The sequence below is a fragment of the Amycolatopsis nigrescens CSC17Ta-90 genome (assembly GCF_000384315.1).
In the GTDB taxonomy this organism is placed as follows: Bacteria; Actinomycetota; Actinomycetes; order Mycobacteriales; family Pseudonocardiaceae; genus Amycolatopsis; species Amycolatopsis nigrescens.
This window is the reverse complement of the sequence record NZ_ARVW01000001.1, coordinates 8,215,549-8,231,058: the sequence shown is the minus strand read 5'-3', so window position 1 is coordinate 8,231,058 and position 15,510 is coordinate 8,215,549. Positions and strand designations below refer to the sequence as shown.

14 protein-coding genes are annotated in these 15,510 nt (G+C 71.0%); 10 read left to right on the top strand and 4 right to left on the bottom strand.

Going from position 1 to position 15,510, the window contains the following annotated elements; translation table 11 throughout:
• The first annotated feature begins 24 nt into the window (after nucleotides 1-24).
• Nucleotides 25-627 carry a TetR/AcrR family transcriptional regulator gene (locus AMYNI_RS0138955; protein ID WP_020673551.1) on the top strand — a complete coding sequence of 201 codons (603 nt, stop codon included), beginning with the start codon at nucleotides 25-27 and terminating at the stop codon, nucleotides 625-627.
• A gap of 51 nt (nucleotides 628-678) precedes the next feature.
• Entirely contained in the window at nucleotides 679-1,461 is a 783-nt protein-coding gene (locus AMYNI_RS0138950) for a MerR family transcriptional regulator (protein ID WP_020673550.1), read from the top strand.
• Here AMYNI_RS0138950 and AMYNI_RS0138945 read toward each other — a convergent pair whose 3' ends face one another.
• On the bottom strand, nucleotides 1,462-2,028 hold the full coding sequence (locus AMYNI_RS0138945; protein WP_020673549.1) for a winged helix-turn-helix domain-containing protein: 567 nt from the start codon (nucleotides 2,026-2,028) through the stop codon (nucleotides 1,462-1,464).
• A 105-nt stretch (nucleotides 2,029-2,133) separates the two neighbouring features.
• Between AMYNI_RS0138945 and mshC the strand changes: the two genes are divergently transcribed.
• Nucleotides 2,134-3,372 (top strand): cysteine--1-D-myo-inosityl 2-amino-2-deoxy-alpha-D-glucopyranoside ligase, encoded by a 1,239-nt coding sequence (mshC, locus tag AMYNI_RS0138940; RefSeq protein ID WP_026361479.1) that lies wholly within the window; start codon nucleotides 2,134-2,136, stop codon nucleotides 3,370-3,372.
• A 42-nt stretch (nucleotides 3,373-3,414) separates the two neighbouring features.
• Here mshC and AMYNI_RS0138935 read toward each other — a convergent pair whose 3' ends face one another.
• Nucleotides 3,415-3,846 (bottom strand): MerR family transcriptional regulator, encoded by a 432-nt coding sequence (locus AMYNI_RS0138935; protein ID WP_040406239.1) that lies wholly within the window; start codon nucleotides 3,844-3,846, stop codon nucleotides 3,415-3,417.
• Nucleotides 3,847-3,972: 126 nt separating this feature from the next.
• Between AMYNI_RS0138935 and AMYNI_RS0138930 the strand changes: the two genes are divergently transcribed.
• Genes AMYNI_RS0138930 through AMYNI_RS0138915 form a run of 4 tightly spaced genes read left to right on the top strand, consistent with a single transcriptional unit; the run spans nucleotide 3,973 to nucleotide 9,875 of the window.
• Nucleotides 3,973-5,802, top strand: coding sequence for an ABC transporter ATP-binding protein (locus tag AMYNI_RS0138930; protein WP_020673546.1), 1,830 nt, complete (start codon nucleotides 3,973-3,975; stop codon nucleotides 5,800-5,802).
• The gene (locus AMYNI_RS0138925) at nucleotides 5,799-7,562 is read left to right on the top strand and encodes an ABC transporter ATP-binding protein (RefSeq protein ID WP_020673545.1); all 1,764 of its coding nucleotides are present in this window, start codon (nucleotides 5,799-5,801) and stop codon (nucleotides 7,560-7,562) included. Before AMYNI_RS0138930 ends, AMYNI_RS0138925 begins: the two co-directional genes overlap by 4 nt.
• A complete protein-coding gene (locus AMYNI_RS0138920; protein ID WP_020673544.1) occupies nucleotides 7,559-8,821 on the top strand; it encodes an MFS transporter in 1,263 nt (420 codons plus the stop codon). The genes AMYNI_RS0138925 and AMYNI_RS0138920 overlap by 4 nt, the downstream gene beginning before the upstream one ends.
• 28 nt (nucleotides 8,822-8,849) lie before the next feature.
• Nucleotides 8,850-9,875 carry a methyltransferase gene (locus AMYNI_RS0138915; protein WP_020673543.1) on the top strand — a complete coding sequence of 342 codons (1,026 nt, stop codon included), beginning with the start codon at nucleotides 8,850-8,852 and terminating at the stop codon, nucleotides 9,873-9,875.
• A gap of 13 nt (nucleotides 9,876-9,888) precedes the next feature.
• On the opposite strand, the gene AMYNI_RS0138910 is transcribed toward AMYNI_RS0138915, so the two are convergent.
• Nucleotides 9,889-11,502 carry an ABC-F family ATP-binding cassette domain-containing protein gene (locus AMYNI_RS0138910; protein ID WP_020673542.1) on the bottom strand — a complete coding sequence of 538 codons (1,614 nt, stop codon included), beginning with the start codon at nucleotides 11,500-11,502 and terminating at the stop codon, nucleotides 9,889-9,891.
• Nucleotides 11,503-11,736: 234 nt separating this feature from the next.
• Here AMYNI_RS0138910 and AMYNI_RS0138905 point away from each other — a divergent pair, with 234 nt between their 5' ends.
• From AMYNI_RS0138905 to AMYNI_RS0138895, 3 genes are read left to right on the top strand one after another with little or no spacing between them, the layout of a single operon-like run.
• Entirely contained in the window at nucleotides 11,737-12,324 is a 588-nt protein-coding gene (locus AMYNI_RS0138905) for an ArsR/SmtB family transcription factor (RefSeq protein ID WP_020673541.1), read from the top strand.
• Entirely contained in the window at nucleotides 12,324-13,607 is a 1,284-nt protein-coding gene (locus AMYNI_RS46480) for an MFS transporter (RefSeq protein WP_020673540.1), read from the top strand. Before AMYNI_RS0138905 ends, AMYNI_RS46480 begins: the two co-directional genes overlap by 1 nt.
• Nucleotides 13,564-14,388, top strand: coding sequence for a metallophosphoesterase family protein (locus tag AMYNI_RS0138895; protein ID WP_026361478.1), 825 nt, complete (start codon nucleotides 13,564-13,566; stop codon nucleotides 14,386-14,388). The genes AMYNI_RS46480 and AMYNI_RS0138895 overlap by 44 nt, the downstream gene beginning before the upstream one ends.
• On the opposite strand, the gene AMYNI_RS0138890 is transcribed toward AMYNI_RS0138895, so the two are convergent.
• Nucleotides 14,385-15,506 carry an MFS transporter gene (locus AMYNI_RS0138890; RefSeq protein ID WP_026361477.1) on the bottom strand — a complete coding sequence of 374 codons (1,122 nt, stop codon included), beginning with the start codon at nucleotides 15,504-15,506 and terminating at the stop codon, nucleotides 14,385-14,387. The two genes, AMYNI_RS0138895 and AMYNI_RS0138890, sit on opposite strands and share 4 nt — an antisense overlap.
• Between the last annotated feature and the right edge of the window lie 4 nt (nucleotides 15,507-15,510).

The following is a 15,510-nucleotide window of genomic DNA, read 5'->3' as shown; positions in this document are numbered from 1 at the left end:
CAACCCGCGCTCTATGCTGACCGGGTGGGTCACCGGGAAGATCTCCTCGCCGCGGCACGACGGCTGCTGGAGGAAAAGGGCTACGCGCACATCACCGCGCGCGATCTGGTCAAGGCGTCCGATACCAACCTGCACTCGATCGGCTACCACTTCGGCTCCAAGGCCGGCCTGCTGAACACCGCGATCGGCGAGGCTTTCGAAGAATGGCTCGAATACCTGGCCGAGATCGCGATGGCCGACCCGACCGCGTCACCGATCGAGCGCGGCCACCTCACCTGGACCACCACGCTGAGAACGTTGTCCGTCCGGCGCGACCTGCTGCTGTCCTATATGGAGGCGCTGGCGCAGGCCGAGCGCTCGGTGCCGCTGCGGGAGCAGTTCGCCGAGCAGTACCGCAGGTGCCGGGCGAAGGTCGCGACACTGGTCGCGCAGTCGCTCGGGGACGGCTCGTCGTCGGAGGACCCGCGGTGCCGTGCGGTGGCGAGCTTCGTGATCGCGGTCTGCGACGGCCTGTCCGTGCAGTGGCTGCTCGACCCCGACGGCGCGCCGACCCCGGAGGAGCTCAGCGAGGGACTCGCCGCGATGTGGGCGGCGTCGTTTCCGGTGACCGTGCCGGAAGGGACTTGACCCTCACGTCACGTGAGGCGGCACGGTGGCCCGGGTAAGGAAAGGGAGAACGTGAACTCTTCGGGCTATTCGGTGGGTGCGGTCGCGGGACTGGCCGGGATCACCGTGCGCACGCTGCACCACTACGACGAGATCGGGCTGCTCTCGCCGAGCGAGCGCACGGCGGCGGGATACCGGTGCTACACGGAGTCCGATTTGGACCGGCTGCGGCACATCCTGTGCTACCGGGAGCTCGGGTTCTCCCTCGACGCGATCGCGGCCATTGTGCACGATCCGGGAGCGGATGCGCTGGCACACCTGAAGAAACAGCGCGCGATGCTGGTGGAGCGGATCGAACGACTGCAGCGGATGGTCGTGTCCGTCGATCACGTGACGGAGGCGAAGGAGCTGGGCATGTCCTTGACACCCGAGGAGAAACTGGAAGTCTTCGGTGGCTACACCGAGCCGGCGGGCTATGCGGAATGGGCCGCGCGGCAGTGGGGTGACACCCCGGAATGGCAGGCGGGGCAAGAGATCACGAAATCGTTCGGCAAGCGGGAATGGGCCGAGGCGGAGCGGGTCCGGGAGGAATGGTCCGGTCAGCTTTTGTCCATTATGGACTCCGGTGCTCGGCCGGATAGCGTCGAGGCGATGGACCTGCTGGAGCGGCATCGGTTGCTGCTGGGGCAGTTCATGGGGGAGTGCCGCTACGAGATGCACCTGAACCTGACCGCGCTGTACGTCACCGAGCCTGGCCAGCTGGGTTTCCTGGTCCGGGAACCCGACCAGCGTCCCGGAATGGCGGAGTTCATCAGGGACGCGGCGAAGGCCAACGCGGAACGAGCCGGTAGCTGATCAGCCGCGCTCGTCGGGGCGGGGGTAGACGGCGATCGCGATGCGGAACGGGTCGCGGTCGCCGTCCACCGGGCCGCCGTAGCGGGTGAACAGCTCCTCGAGGGTGCCGCGAAGTTCGGTGAGGAAGGCGGCCCGGTCGGCGGCGGAGAGCTGCACCTCGCCGGAGACGGCCAGCGACGGCAGGTCCACCGCGTCGGCGCCGAGGTCGGCGAGTTCGGTCTGTACCTGCTCGACCAGGTTCAGCAGGTACCCGAAGCCGAGTTCGCCGGTGGGCTGCCGCGGCGCGAGGGTGCCGATCAGGCGCGGCGACAGCCAGTAGGCGCGGGCGCTGGCCTGGTAGATGCCCTCGGTGATGCCGCGGACCTGCCGGGAGCTGACCTGGTCGACCAGTCCGGCGTCGGCCAGCTTCCGGACGTGGTAGTAGATCTTCTGCGGGCTGTGCCCCAGTACGCCGCTGAGCTCGGTGCAGGTGCGCGGCTCGGCGAGCCGGCGCAGCACGTCCACGCGCATCGGCTTGAGCAGCGCCTCGGCCTGGTCCAGCGTCTCCAGGTACAACACATCTTTCATGACAAAATCAGCTTGTACGTCGGCTGGAGCGCTGTCAACAGCGCCATCGGGCAGCCCGTCCCACCGGGCGGGAACCCGGCCGGAGGTAATGCTTAGGGTTGAGGCATGCAGACTTGGTCATCGGTCACCGTGCCCCGGGTGCCAGGGACGCCGCGTCCGCTGCGGTTGTTCGACACCGCGAGCGGTCAGGTGCGGCCGACTTCCCCCGGGGACACCGCGCGGATCTACGTATGCGGGATCACCCCGTACGACGCCACGCATCTCGGGCACGCCGCCACCTATCTTGCCTTCGACCTGGTCAACCGGATCTGGCTGGACGGCGGGCACGACGTGCACTACGTGCAGAACGTGACCGACATCGACGAGCCACTGCTGGAGCGCGCCGCGCGGGACCAGGACGACTGGATCGTGCTCGGCATGCGGGAGACCGCGCTGTTCCGCGAGGACATGGTGGCGTTGCGGGTGCTGCCGCCGCGGGAGTTCGTCGGTGCGGTGGAGAGCATCCCGGAGATCGTCGAGGTGATCGCCAAGCTGGTCGGCGACGGCGCCGCCTACCGGGCCGACGACCCCGAATACCCGGACATCTACTTCGATCACACCGCCACCGGCCGGTTCGGCTACGAGTCGAACTACGACCTGGCGACCATGTCGAAGCTGTTCGCCGAGCGCGGCGGCGACCCGGACCGCACCGGCAAGCGGCACGAACTGGACGCGCTGCTGTGGCGGGTGGCCCGGCCTGGCGAACCGTCCTGGGAGTCCGAACTCGGCGCCGGACGTCCCGGCTGGCACATCGAGTGCAGCGCGATCGCGGTGAACCGGCTCGGCTTCGGCTTCGACGTGCAGGGCGGCGGCTCGGACCTGGTCTTCCCGCACCACGAGTACAGCGCCGCGCACGCCGAGGCGCTGGCCGGCGAGCACCCGTTCGCCCGGCACTACGTGCACGCCGGCATGATCGGTCTGGACGGCGAGAAGATGTCGAAGTCGCGCGGGAACCTGGTGTTCGTCTCCCGGCTGCGCGCGGACGGGGTGGATCCGTCCGCCGTCCGGCTGGCCCTGTTCGCCGGGCACTACCGCAGCGACCGGCCGTGGACCGCGGCGTTGCTCACCGAGGCCGAGGCGAGGCTGGCCAGGTGGCGTTCGGCGGCGGCCCTGCCGTCCGGCCCGGCGGCCGAGGACACCGTGGCCAGGCTGCGCGACCACCTGTCCAACGACCTGGACACCCCGCAGGCGCTGACGGCCGTGGACGCCTGGGTGGATGAGGCGCTGCGCACCGGTGGTGCCGACAGTGCCGCACCTGCGCTGGTTCGCGACGCCGTCGACTCCCTTCTCGGTATCGCGCTCTGACCCGGGTGCCGCCTGGACGCGTCCAGGCGGCACCCGGCTGAGTCAGGCCGATTGCCGCGCCAGCCGCACGTCGGTCATTTCGCGCAGCACCGGGCAGTTGTCCGCCGGATGCTCGTCCGGGCAGGTCAAGAAGTGCTCCAGATGCTCCTTGGCCGCGGCCAGGCGTCGCTGCTGCTCTTCGATCATCTCGAGCCGGCCCAGCACGACGCTGCGCCAGGTGCGGTCCCGCACGGTGCCGGCCAGCACGGCGGCGATCTCGTCCAGGCTCATCAGCCCGGTGTCCCGCCACAGCTGGATCAGGCCGATCCGATGTAGCTCGCGGGGCCCGTAACGACGCCATCGTCCCCGCCGCTCGGCGGGACTGATCAGCCCGCGTTCCTCCCAGTACCGCAGGGTCGAGCCGGCCAGGCCGAACCGGGCCGCGGTCTCCCCGATTCCGATCAGCTCGTCACCCGTGGGCCCATGAGAACTCATGCCGGTCTGCACCTGCCTTGACTTCAAGTCGGCTTCAAATGCTTAGGTTAGGCGAACCTAAGCAGAGCGGGCAGGGTTGGGTCAACCGTCGACGGGCCATCTCCTCCCGCGCGACGAGAGAAGATCATGACGACCACGGAAAAACCCTTGGCGGACAGTCCCGCCGCGCCGGAAGGGCCGCGGCAGGCCGAAGGTGCGCCGCGGCTGATCGGCACCGGTGCTGCCGCCCGGATGCTGCGCCCGGTCTGGTTCAACCTGATCACCTGTGCGCTGTTCTCCGCGGCCGGTGCCGCGGCGGGGCTCGCCCCCTACGTGGCCATCGCGGAGATCGCCCGCGCCGTGCTCGACAGCCAGGACACCACAGACACCCCAGACACCACAGTGGCCACGGTGTGGACGTGGGTCGGCGTCGGCGCGGCCGGCGCGCTGCTGCGCTTGGTGCTGGTCGGGCTGTCCTCGCACGTGGGCCACCTCGCCGACGCGAAGATGCTGCACCACCTCCGGGTCCGCATCGTGCGGCGGCTGGGCGTGCTGCCGCTGGGCTGGTTCCGCTCGTCGGGCTCCGGCCAGGTCAAGAAGGCGATGACGGACGACCTGGAGGACATGCACAACCTGTTCGCGCACTCGCTGGGGGAGATGACGGGTGCGGGCAGCGCGCTGCTGGTCGGGTTCGGCTACCTGGTGTTCGTGGACTGGCGGATGGCGCTGGTCACCGCGGCGGTGCCGGTGCTGGGGCTGGTCTGCTACCGGGTCGCGATGCGCTCGATGCCGGACCACATGGCTCGCCTGATCGCCGCCGAGAAGCGGATCAGCGTCGCGAGCATGGAGTACGCGGACGGGATCACGGTGGCCAAGACCTTCGGCACCGGGGGTCGGATTCTGGACCGCTTCACCGAAGCGGTGCGCGAGCAGGCGGACGCGTTCCGGGTCTGGGTGGCCGAAGTCCGGTTCAGCTCCGCCGTGAACCGGATCCTGATCTCCGAGATGACGGTGCTGGCCGTGGTGCTGGCCGCCGGGCTGTGGTTCGTGGGCGCGGGCCTGATCACCGCGGCCGGCCTGCTGCCGTTCCTGATCATCGGCGTCGGGATGCCGACCTCGGTGGTGCCGATGGTGCAGGGGGCCATCGGCCTGCGCACGGCCAGGATGGCGGCGGGTCACATCGAGGGCCTGCTGTCCCGCGAACCCCTGCCGGAACCCGCGCGACCGCGGCAGCCCAGCGGACACCGCGTCGAGTTCGACCGGGTGACGTTCTCCTACGACGGGGTCACCAACGCCGTCGAGGACCTCAGCGCGACCTGCGAGCCCGGTACCGTCACGGCGCTGGTCGGACCTTCCGGCGCGGGCAAGACCACGCTGGCCGCCCTGCTGCCGAGGTTCTACGACGTGACCGGCGGCGCGATCCGGATCGGTGACGCCGACGTGCGCGACATCTCGTCGGAGGCGCTGCTGTCGTCGATGTCGCTGGTGTTCCAGGATGTCGTGCTGCTGCGCGACACCGTGCGGGAGAACATCCGCATCGGCCGCCCCGGCGCGAGTGCGGACGAGGTCCGCCGGGCCGCCACCGCCGCCCAGATCCACGAGGTGATCGAGCGGCTGCCCAAGGGCTACGACACGGTGCTCGAATCGGGCGGCGGCGGGCTGTCCGGTGGTGAACGGCAGCGCCTGACCATCGCCCGCGCGATCCTGTCCGGCGCGCCGATCGTCGTACTCGACGAGGCCACCGCGGCGCTCGATCCCGACAGCGAGGCGGCGGTGCAGGACGCGCTGTCCGAGCTCGCCGCCGGCAAGACCGTGCTCGTGATCGCGCACCGGCTGCACACCATCGAGAGCGCCGACCAGATCCTCGTCCTCGACGAGGGCCGGCTCGCCGAAACCGGTACGCACCAAGACCTTCTCGCCCGCGGTGGACTCTACGCCCGGATGTGGCGCGCGCAGCAGAACGGGGACCTCGCATGATCCGCCAAATCCACCGGCTGTACCCGCATCCCGGCCTGCTGGTCCGGATGGGCCTGTTCCAGGCCGTGCTCGCGGTCCTGCAGGGGCTGCTGCTCGGACTGCTGGTGCCCGTGCTGCGGGCGTTGCTGCGTCCGGAACCCGACTTCGCCGCCGCGACGCCCTGGCTGATCACCGGGGCGATCGGCTTCGGGTTGTACCTGGTGCTCAGCGTGATCACCACGCCGGTGGGGTTCGCGGCCAGCTCGGAGCTGACCGCTCAGCTCCGCCACCGCCTGATGGGGCATCTGACCACCCTCCCGCTGGGCTGGTTCTCCGCCGACCGCAAGGCGCAGTTCGTCCGCACCGTCACCGGCGTCACCGCCGCCATCGCGCGCATCTGCGTGGTGGTCGGCGGGCCGGTGATCAACTGCGTCCTGGTGCCCGCGACGGTCGTGGTGGTCACCTTCACGGTGGACTGGCGGCTGGCGTCGCTGCTGCTGGTCGCCATGCCGATCGCGGTACTGGTCCTGCGGGCGTCGCGGCGGATCACGGTGGATGTGGTGCGGGACATGGAGGTGGCCGCGAACGAGGTCACCGGCCGCGCCATCGAGTTCGGCCAGGCCCAGTCCGTGCTGCGCGCCGCCGGCCAGGCAGGCACCGGGACCGTGCTGATGCGCGACGCGCTCGCCGAGCACCGCCGTCGTTATCGCCGCGGTCTGAACCGACTGCTGGTGCCCAGCCTCTCCTACACCGGGGTGGTGATGGCCGGGTTCGTCGTGGTGCTGGTGTTCGGCGCGCGGTTCCTGCTCGACGGGAGCCTGCCGGTCGCGGATGCCGTCGCACTGCTCGTACTGGCGGTCCGCTTCCTCGAGCCGATCGGCGCACTGGCGGACTTCGTGCCGGGACTGGGCGCCGCCCACTACTGCGTCGAGCGCGTCGAGGAAGTGCTGGAGACTCCGTCGCTGCGGGTCAGCGCGGATCCGGTGCGGCGGCTGGAGCACACCGGGATCGAGTTCTCGGACGTGACCTTCTCCTACGGCGGCCCGCCCGTGCTGACAGACGTGTCCTTCCACTGCCGTCCCGGTACCACCACCGCGCTGGTCGGGCCGTCCGGTTCCGGCAAGACCACCGTTACCCGGCTGATCGCACGCTTCTTCGACATCGACTCCGATGTGGACACTGCTTCCGGTTCGGGCAGCGTGCGCGTCGGCGGGGTGGACGTCCGCGAGCTGGACCATGCCACGCTGCTGAACGAGATCGCCATCGTCTTCCAGGACGTCTACCTCTTCGACACCACCATCGAAGACAACCTCCGGCTCGCCCGCCCGGACGCCACGCGGGCGGAACTGGTCGAGGCGGCCCGTGCCGCGCGCCTCGACGAGGTCATCGCCCGGCTGCCCGAAGGGTGGCACACCCGGGTCGGTGAGGCCGGGGCGCAGCTCTCCGGCGGCGAACGCCAGCGCGTGTCCATCGCCAGGGCGTTCCTCAAGCAGGCGCCGATCGTGCTGATCGACGAAGCCGGCTCCGCGCTCGACCCGGAGAACGAACGCGCGATCAGCCACGCCATCGCGGACCTGGCCAAGGAGCCGGGCCGCACGGTGATCGTGATCGCGCACCGGCCGGCCACGCTGGCCACCGCCGACCACGTCGTCGCTTTGGACGCGGGCCGGGTCACCGAAACCGGCACCCCGGCCGAGCTCCACCGGGCCGGCGGCACCTTCGCCCGCCTCTACAACCAGTACGAGCACGCCCGCAGCTGGCACATCAGCACGGCCCGATGACGGCCCCCGACGTCACCGCAGCCACCGAAACCGGCGCGCCGGTCCGGCTCGGCAAGCCGCGCCGGGCACTGCTGCTGGTCATCGGTTCGCTGTACCTGGTGTCCTCGGTCGGTTTTTCGTTCTTCTTCCTCACCCTGGGCACGATTCTGCTCGGTCGTGGCGTCCCGCTGGGCACGGTCGCTCTGCTCAACCTGTTCGGGATGATCTACTTCGGCCGCTTCCTGCTCGGGCCGGTGGTGGACCGGTTCGGCTCCGCCCGGTTCGGGCACTACCGCGGCTGGTTGATCCTGACCCAGCTCGCGCTGGTGCTGACCCTGGTCGGACTTGCCGGGGTGGACCCGGTCGCCGACCTGCCCGTGCTGATGGTGCTGGTGGCACTGGTGCTGGCGCTGTCGGTGTTCCACGACCTCGCCCTGAACGGGCTGGCGGTGCGGCTGCTGCGCTCGTCCGAACGCGGGGTCGCCAACGGCATCCAGGTGGCTTCGGGCAGCGCCTCCATGCTGATCGGATCCGGGGGCGCGCTGCTGGTGTACGCCCACGCCGGCTGGGCGGCGACCGTGCTGGCACTGGCGGCGGTGTTCGTGCTCCCGTTAGCGGTGCTGGCCCGCCTCACCGAGCCGGCGGCGGCCCGGCCGGAGCATCGGCCCGCACCGTGGCGGGAACTGGCCGGCTACTTCCGGCGGCCGCGAATGGCCGTCTGGGCGCTGCTGGTCATCCCGGTGTTCTCCATCGGGGAGTGGCTGGCGACCGCGCCCCAGTCCGCCATGTTGCTGGCCGCGGACTGGCCGATGGACCGGATCGCGCTCGTCCAGTTGCTGGCGGCCGCGGTCCAGATGGTGGCCGCGCTCGGCACCGGTGCGGCCATCACGCGCTACGGCCGATGGCGGCCCGCACTCGGGATCGGCGCGCTGGGCGTGCTGACGGTCGCGGCACTGTTCCCGCTGGCCGCCGGGTCCGGCCAGGCGGTGCCGACCGCGCTGGTGCTGGTCGGTGTGTCCATTGTGTACGGCGCGAAGCTCACTGTGGTCTCCACGGTCTCCATGGATCTCGCCCGGGAGTCCTCGGCGGCCACCGATTTCACCGTGCCGATGTCGATCGAGGGCATCTGCGTGACCGCGGTCAGCTCGGCGGGCCTCGGCCTGGCCGGGGCGGCCGGCTTCTCCTGGCTGATCGGGGCCGCGGTCGCGCTCTCCTTCCTCGGCGCCGTCGTCGGTCCACTTTGGATCCGCCGGCACGGCACCCTGCCCGCTGTCCCCTGACGAACAGACCGACAACCGGAGGAAAGAAATGACGGAATCGAGCACCGCGAGCGGCACGCTGATGCGGTGGCTGTCCGGTTCGGTGGCCACCCGGGTGATGGGTGTGGTGAGCCGGATGAATCTCGCCGACGCGATCGGGGACGGGGTCGACCTGGACGACCTCGCCGCGGCGTACGAAATCCCACCGGAGCGGATGATCCGGCTGCTGCGGGCACTGGTGGACCTGGACCTGTGCGTGCCGAGCGGCCAGGACAGGTTCGCCCTGACCGAGCTGGGCTCCTTGCTGCGCAAGGAAAGTCCCGGTTCCATGGCCGATCTTGTGCGGCTGTACACCGACCAGGCCACGCACGAGGTCTGGATGAATCTGGAGGCCGGCCTGCGTTCCAGCCGGGCCGCCTTCGACGAGGTCTTCGGCATGCGGTTCTTCGAATACCTGCGGAAGGAGCCCGAGCTGTCCGAGGTGTACAACGCGGCCATGGGACAGCTCACCAGGGGAGTCGCCGCGGCACTGCCGGAGCACTACGACTTCGGCGGGGCCGGCACGGTGACCGACATCGGGGGCGGGGACGGCACGCTGCTCGCGGCGGTCCTCGAACGCCATCCTGGCCTGTCGGGCACGGTGTTCGACCGCGCCGAGGTCGCCGCGCAGGCCGCCGACACCCTGCGCGCCGCCGGGGTGCTGGACCGGTGCACCATCGCCACCGGCGACTTCTTCCAGGCCGTGCCGGCGGGCGCCGAGCTGTACTTGATCAAGAGCATCCTGCACGACTGGGACGACGACAGCGCGGCCACCATCCTCCGCCGGTGTCGCGAGGCGATGTCCGCCCGCAGCCGCCTGCTGATCATCGAACAGGTGCTGCCCGAGATCGGGAACCCTGGTGCGCCAGGGGATCCCGATCTGGCCGACCTCACCATGCTGGTGATCTACGGCGGTAAGGAGCGCACCCGCGCCGAGTTCGACCAGCTGTGCCTGCGGGCGGGGCTGATCGTCACCGACGTCGTCCCGCTGACGGGCCAGCGCGGTGTCTGCGTGATCGAGACCGCGCCGGCCTGAGCCGGCCCCGGGATCAGGCCGCCTCCTTTCCGTGCGCCAGGCCGAGTCGCGTGCCCGGCCAGGTCCGCCGCAGCCAGCGGTCGTGCGAGGCGACCACCACCGCGCCGGGCGCGGTGTCCAGCGCGTCGAACAGTTCCTCGGCCAGCGACAGCGAGATGTGGTTGGTCGGCTCGTCCAGCAACAGCACCTGCGGCGGCTCGGCGAGCAGTACGGCCAGCGCCAGCCTGCGCCGCTGGCCGACGGACAGCGCCCGCACCGGCCGGTCGAGGTCCCGAGGTGCGAGCAGGCCGAGCTGGGCCAGCGGCGGCGCGTGCTCGCCAACGGCCGCGGTGTAGAGCTGCCGCGCGGTCCGGCCGGGTTCGGCGAAGCTGACGTCCTGCTCCAGCAGGCCGACCCGGACGCCCCTGGCCCGGTGCACCGAGCCGGACTCCGGCGGCAGCGACCCGGCCAGCACCGAAAGCAGGGTGGACTTGCCGGCGCCGTTGCCCCCGGTGACCAGCAGCCTGGCCGACCCGGCGATGTCAAGGTGTCCGATCTGGAGCCTGCCGGGCACGTGCAGGTCGCGGACGGACAGCGCGAGCTCGTCTTCGCCGCCATGCCCGGCAGGCAGGCCGGCGAACCGCAGCGGAGCGGGCGGCTTGCGGACCTGGTCGCGTTCCAGCTCGTCGAGCCGCTGCTGGGCGTTGCGCACCCGCCGGGAGATCTGCTTCTGCACCCGGCCCGTCTTGAAGTCGTAGAGCGTTTTCGCGTTGTCCCGCTGGGGACGGTCGTGCGCGACCGCCCGTGCGGTGACCGCGACCGCGCCGCGCAGCTCCTTCAGCTCTGCCTGTTCCTCGGCGAAACGTTGCTCCCAACGCGCGCGCTCGGCCCGTTTCTGGACCAGGTACTCGGTGTACGCGCCGCCGTAGCGGGTGGCGCCGTCCAGCGCCGGGTCCAGGTCGACGATGTCGGTGCACACCGCGTCCAGGAAGACGCGGTCGTGCGAGGACAGCACCACCACGCCGGTCAGCGTGGCGAGGTGCTTCTCCAGGAACTCCATACCGTCGTCGTCGAGATGGTTGGTCGGCTCGTCCAGCAGCAGGGTCTGCGGGCGCCGGATCAGCAGCGCGGCCAGGCCGAGCCGAGAGCGTTCCCCGCCGGAGAGCGTGTCGATCCTGCGCTCGGTACCGATGCCGCCGAGCCCCAGCCCGACGCAGACCAGCTCGGCCCGCCGGTCGGCGTCCCACAGCTCGTGCGCCTGTGCCCATTCGAGCACCTGCCCGTACTCCTCGAGCGCGGTTTCGTCCTCCGGATGGCCGGCCAGCCGCTCGGTCAGCCGGTCCAGAAGAGCGGCCTGTACCCGGGTTTCGGCGAGCGCGTCGTCGATCACATCGGAGAACCGCGTGTGCCCGGGAAAAGGCAGCTCCTGCAAGAGGAAGCCGAGATCGGGGCCGCGCTGCACCGAACCGGCGAACGGCTCTTCGACGCCGGCGAGCAGGCGCAGCAGGGTGGACTTGCCCACGCCGTTCTCGCCGACGAGGCCGACGCGCTGGCCGGCACTGGCGGTCAGCGACAGGCCGTCGAAGACGATCCGGTCGCCGTAGCCGAAGGCGAGGTCCTGCGCACGCAGGAAAAGGGAAGTTGACATCGAGCATCACCGGGCCCTGAGCGAGAAAAAGGAAACCCGCCGGGCGTTCGCGCGGGAGCCGATGCTCGACCGTCACTGCCTCGGACGCGGGTGGGGCGCGGTTCAGTTCCTCATAGTGCGGCCAGTCTAACGCAACCAGAGTCGTGTTAGTCAATCCCTTTTCTTGACGGCCGGAGAACTTGGTGCAACTCTGAAAGGACCCTTTCGAAAGAACTCCTTCAGAAATGAGGTCGGATGGACGAGCTGCCCCCGCGGAGACGGGTGCGGGACGCCGAGCTGATGCGCGCGCTGGCCCATCCGCTGCGTGCCGGCCTGCTGAGCTACCTGACCTCGGTGGGCCCGAGAACGGCAAGTGAATGCGCGGAGGCAGTGGAGTCCTCGGCGTCGAACTGCAGCTGGCACCTCCGGCAGCTCGCGCAGTACGGACTGGTGGAACGGGTGGAGGGGACGGACGGCCGGGAACGGCCGTGGCGCGCCGGTCAGGTCGGGCTGGACCTCGGCGTCTCCGACCCGGATCCGGCGGTGCAGGCGGCCCAGCTCGCGGTGGCCGGCACCCTCTTCGCCGAAGAACAGCTGCTCGCCCAGCGGTACCTGGACACGGCGGCGGAGCTGGCCCCGGAGTGGCGCGATGCCGCCGGCTTCAACTCGTACGCGCTGCAGGTCACCGCGAGCGAGCTGGCCGAGCTGGTGGCGAAGGTGGACGCCCTGATGCGTCCGTACGTGCGGATGATCCGCACCGACACGCCGCCGGACGCGCGCCCCGCCCATGTCGGTTTCCGCGCCTTCCGGCGGGTTGAGGCCGACGGCAAGCCGAGTTCCTGATGGGACTGCTGCGCCGGGCGGCGTTCGCCAGGTTGTGGGCGGCGGCGTTCTTTTCGGAGAGCGCGGAATGGATGCTTCAGGTCGCGCTGCCGGTGTACCTCTACCAGCTCACCGGCTCGGCCGCGTCCACCGCGACGGGGATGGTGCTGGGGCTGGTGCCGGCGGTGCTGCTCAGCCCGGTCGCCGGAGTGCTCGCCGACCGCTGGAACCGCCGGGTCGTGCTGGCCGTGGTCTGCGCCGGGCAGGCCGTGGTGGCCCTGCCGCTGCTGCTGGCGGGCGGGTCGGGCGAGATCGTGCTGGTCTACTCGGTGCAGGCCGCGCAGGCGGGGCTGGCTTCGCTGTTCGAGCCGGCGCGCAACGCACTGGTGCCCGAACTCGTCGACCACCACGAGCTGACCGCGGCGAATGGCCTGTTGAGCGTGACCAACAGCCTGGCAAGGCTGGCCGGCAGCTCGGCGGGCGGACTGCTGCTCGGACTGGCCGGCCTCGGCGGGGTGGTGGCCGCCTACCTTGGCGTGCTGCTGGTGTCGGCGGCGTTGCTGCTGCGTCGGTTCAGGACGGCGACAGTTGTTCGGCCAGTGGTTCGATCGGTGGCCGTGCCGGTGCGGCGGTCGATGCTGCGGGAATGGTTGGCCGGTGTGGCCGAGGTCCGGCACAACCGGACCCTGCGGGTGACCGCGTTCGCGGTGGCGCTGATGTCGGTGGCGCAGGGCATGTTCCTGGTCCTGTTCGTGCTCTTCGTACTGAAAACCCTCGGCGGCGGGGAGCCGGAAATCGGGCTGCTGCGGGGGATTCAGGCGATCGGTGGTCTGGTCGCGGGGTTCGCGCTGGCGATGGTGGCGCGCCGGGTGCCGCCGGCCGTGCTGCTCGGCTGGGGTGCGGTGGCGCTGGGCCTGCTGAGCGCGTTGACGTGGAACACCGCCCACGTCACCACCGCGATCGGGGTCTTCGCGGTCTTCTTCGCGGTGAACGGTGCGCCGGGCACCGTGGTCGGCGCGGGGCAGCTCGCCGTGATGCAGGCCGCGACCGGGCCGGACCTGCTCGGCCGGGTGCTCAGTACCGCCTTCGCCGGGATGGCTGGTTTCCAGGCGCTCGGCATGCAGCTGGCCGGGCTGCTGGTGGGCTGGACCGGGTTGTGGCCGTTGCTCGATGCACAGGCCGTGCTGCACGTGCTGGCCGGCGTGCTGGTGCTCGGCATGCTGAAACCCGTCCGTGCCGGCGATGGTTACGGTGGAGGGCGTGCCTCACCTCTATGCGACCAGCGACCTGCACGTCACCCATGACGGCAACCTCCCGATCGTGGAGACGATCGAACCGGACTCCCCGGAGGACTGGCTGCTGGTCGTCGGGGACGTGGCGGAACGGGTGTCCGCGGTGGTGGCCACCCTGACCCTGCTGCGCGAGCGGTTCGCCGAGGTGTTCTGGGTGCCGGGCAACCACGAGCTGTGGACCACGCCGAAGGACGAGGTCCAGCTGCACGGCGAGGCCCGCTACCAGCACCTGGTCGCCCGCTGCCGTGAGATCGGCGTGCACACCCCCGAGGACGAGTTCGTCGTGTGGCCGTACGCCGAGAAGCCGCTGACCATCGCGCCGCTGTTCCTGCTCTACGACTACAGCTGGCGCACGCCGCAGGCCGAGCAGGTCTCCGTGGAGCAGGCGCTGGAGCAGGCCAAGGAAGCCGGGGTGGTCTGCACCGACGAGTACTTCCTGCACCCCGACCCGTACCCCAGCAGGCAGGAGTGGTGCGCGCACCGGCTGAAGGTCACCGAGCAGCGGCTGGCCGCGATCCCGGACGACCACCGGACCATCCTGATGTCGCACTGGCCGCTGCACCGGCACCCGACCGCGCCGCTGTACTGGCCGGAGTTCGCGCTCTGGTGCGGAACCAGCGAAACCGGGGACTGGCACCTGCGCTACCGCGCGGAGATCGCGGTCTACGGGCACCTGCACATCCCACGCACCACGTACGCGGACGACGTGCGCTTCGAAGAGGTCTCGCTCGGCTACCCCCGGGAATGGCGCAAGCGCGCCCGCGGGCCGGTGCCGATCCGACGGCTGCTCTAGGCGGGTGCCCGGCTCGGCCGGAGCAGCAGGATGGCCAGCAGGAGCAGGCCCGCGGGCAGCAGGAAGCCCAGCGCGGCGCTCTGGTGGTAGATGCCGGTGAAGGCGGCCGGTGCGGCCGCCATGCCGAGGAAGCGCAGGGCCTGCACCACCGAGATCGCGCCGCCGCGTCCGTGCGGCCCGTCCGCGAGCACGGTCGCGTTCACCCCGACGATGATCAGCTGCGCGCAGATCCCGGCCAGCGCCCAGGCCACCGCGATCAACGGGAACGAGTCGACCAGCCCGATCGCGGCCAGCACGAGCGCGCCACCCGCCAGGCCGAGCAGAGTCGACGTGGCCGCGCCGAACCGGTCCGCCAGCCCGCCGACCAGCCGGGCGGTGAGGAACCCGGCCACGCCGTAGCCGGTGAGCACCAGCCCGCGGGGACCGGAGCTGGCCGCGAAGGCGTCCTCCAGCCGGAAGGCGACCAGGAACGACAGCCCGGCGAGGCAGGCCCAGCCGGCGAGCGCGATCAGGCCGGGCCGGAGCACCGCCCACCGCCACGCCGCACGCAACCTGGCGGGCTCGGCGGACGCGGGGGACCGGTCGGGCGGCAGCGGGCAGGCCGCCAGCACGGCCGCGACCACCGCCGGGCCGACGAACGCCCAGCGCCAGTTGACCTCCGCGGCCAGGCCACCGAGCAGCGGCGCGGAGGTCTGGCCGAGCGCCTGCATCGCGCCGAACAGGCCGAGCGCGCGGCCGAGTCGAGCTTTCGGGGTGATCGTGGCCAGCCCGGCCAGTAGCAGCGGGGTGGTGAACGCGTTGGCCGCGCCCTGCAGCCCGCGGCCGAGCTGGAACAGCCAGAACCAGGGCGCGGCCGCCGACAGCAGCGACGCGGCCAGGAACAGCAGGTAGGCCAGCCGGATGCAGCGGTTCGCGCCCCACCTTTCGCCGATCGTCCCGGAGACCAGCATGAGCAGGGCGAACGGGAGCAGGTAGGCGGTCAGCGAGGAGGACGCGGCGGCCGGGGACACGCCGAAGCCCGTGCCCAGCTCGGTCAGGATGGCCGCGACCACGCCACCGCCGAACGGGCCGAGCATGGCGCCTACGTGGAGCGCCGCGGCCGGCAGTCGCCCGGTCAACGGC

Excerpts from the sequence above, each read along its gene's own strand:
- AMYNI_RS0138935 (WP_040406239.1), bottom strand. The coding sequence starts at position 3,846 with ATGAGTTCTCATGGGCCCACGGGTGACGAGCTGATCGGAATCGGGGAG.
- AMYNI_RS0138930 (WP_020673546.1), top strand. The coding sequence starts at position 3,973 with ATGACGACCACGGAAAAACCCTTGGCGGACAGTCCCGCCGCGCCGGAA.
- AMYNI_RS0138925 (WP_020673545.1), top strand. The coding sequence starts at position 5,799 with ATGATCCGCCAAATCCACCGGCTGTACCCGCATCCCGGCCTGCTGGTC.
- AMYNI_RS0138915 (WP_020673543.1), top strand. The coding sequence starts at position 8,850 with ATGACGGAATCGAGCACCGCGAGCGGCACGCTGATGCGGTGGCTGTCC.
- AMYNI_RS46480 (WP_020673540.1), top strand. The coding sequence starts at position 12,324 with ATGGGACTGCTGCGCCGGGCGGCGTTCGCCAGGTTGTGGGCGGCGGCG.
- mshC (WP_026361479.1), top strand. The coding sequence starts at position 2,134 with ATGCAGACTTGGTCATCGGTCACCGTGCCCCGGGTGCCAGGGACGCCG.
- AMYNI_RS0138905 (WP_020673541.1), top strand. The coding sequence starts at position 11,737 with ATGGACGAGCTGCCCCCGCGGAGACGGGTGCGGGACGCCGAGCTGATG.
- AMYNI_RS0138945 (WP_020673549.1), bottom strand. The coding sequence starts at position 2,028 with ATGAAAGATGTGTTGTACCTGGAGACGCTGGACCAGGCCGAGGCGCTG.
- AMYNI_RS0138920 (WP_020673544.1), top strand. The coding sequence starts at position 7,559 with ATGACGGCCCCCGACGTCACCGCAGCCACCGAAACCGGCGCGCCGGTC.
- AMYNI_RS0138910 (WP_020673542.1), bottom strand. The coding sequence starts at position 11,502 with ATGTCAACTTCCCTTTTCCTGCGTGCGCAGGACCTCGCCTTCGGCTAC.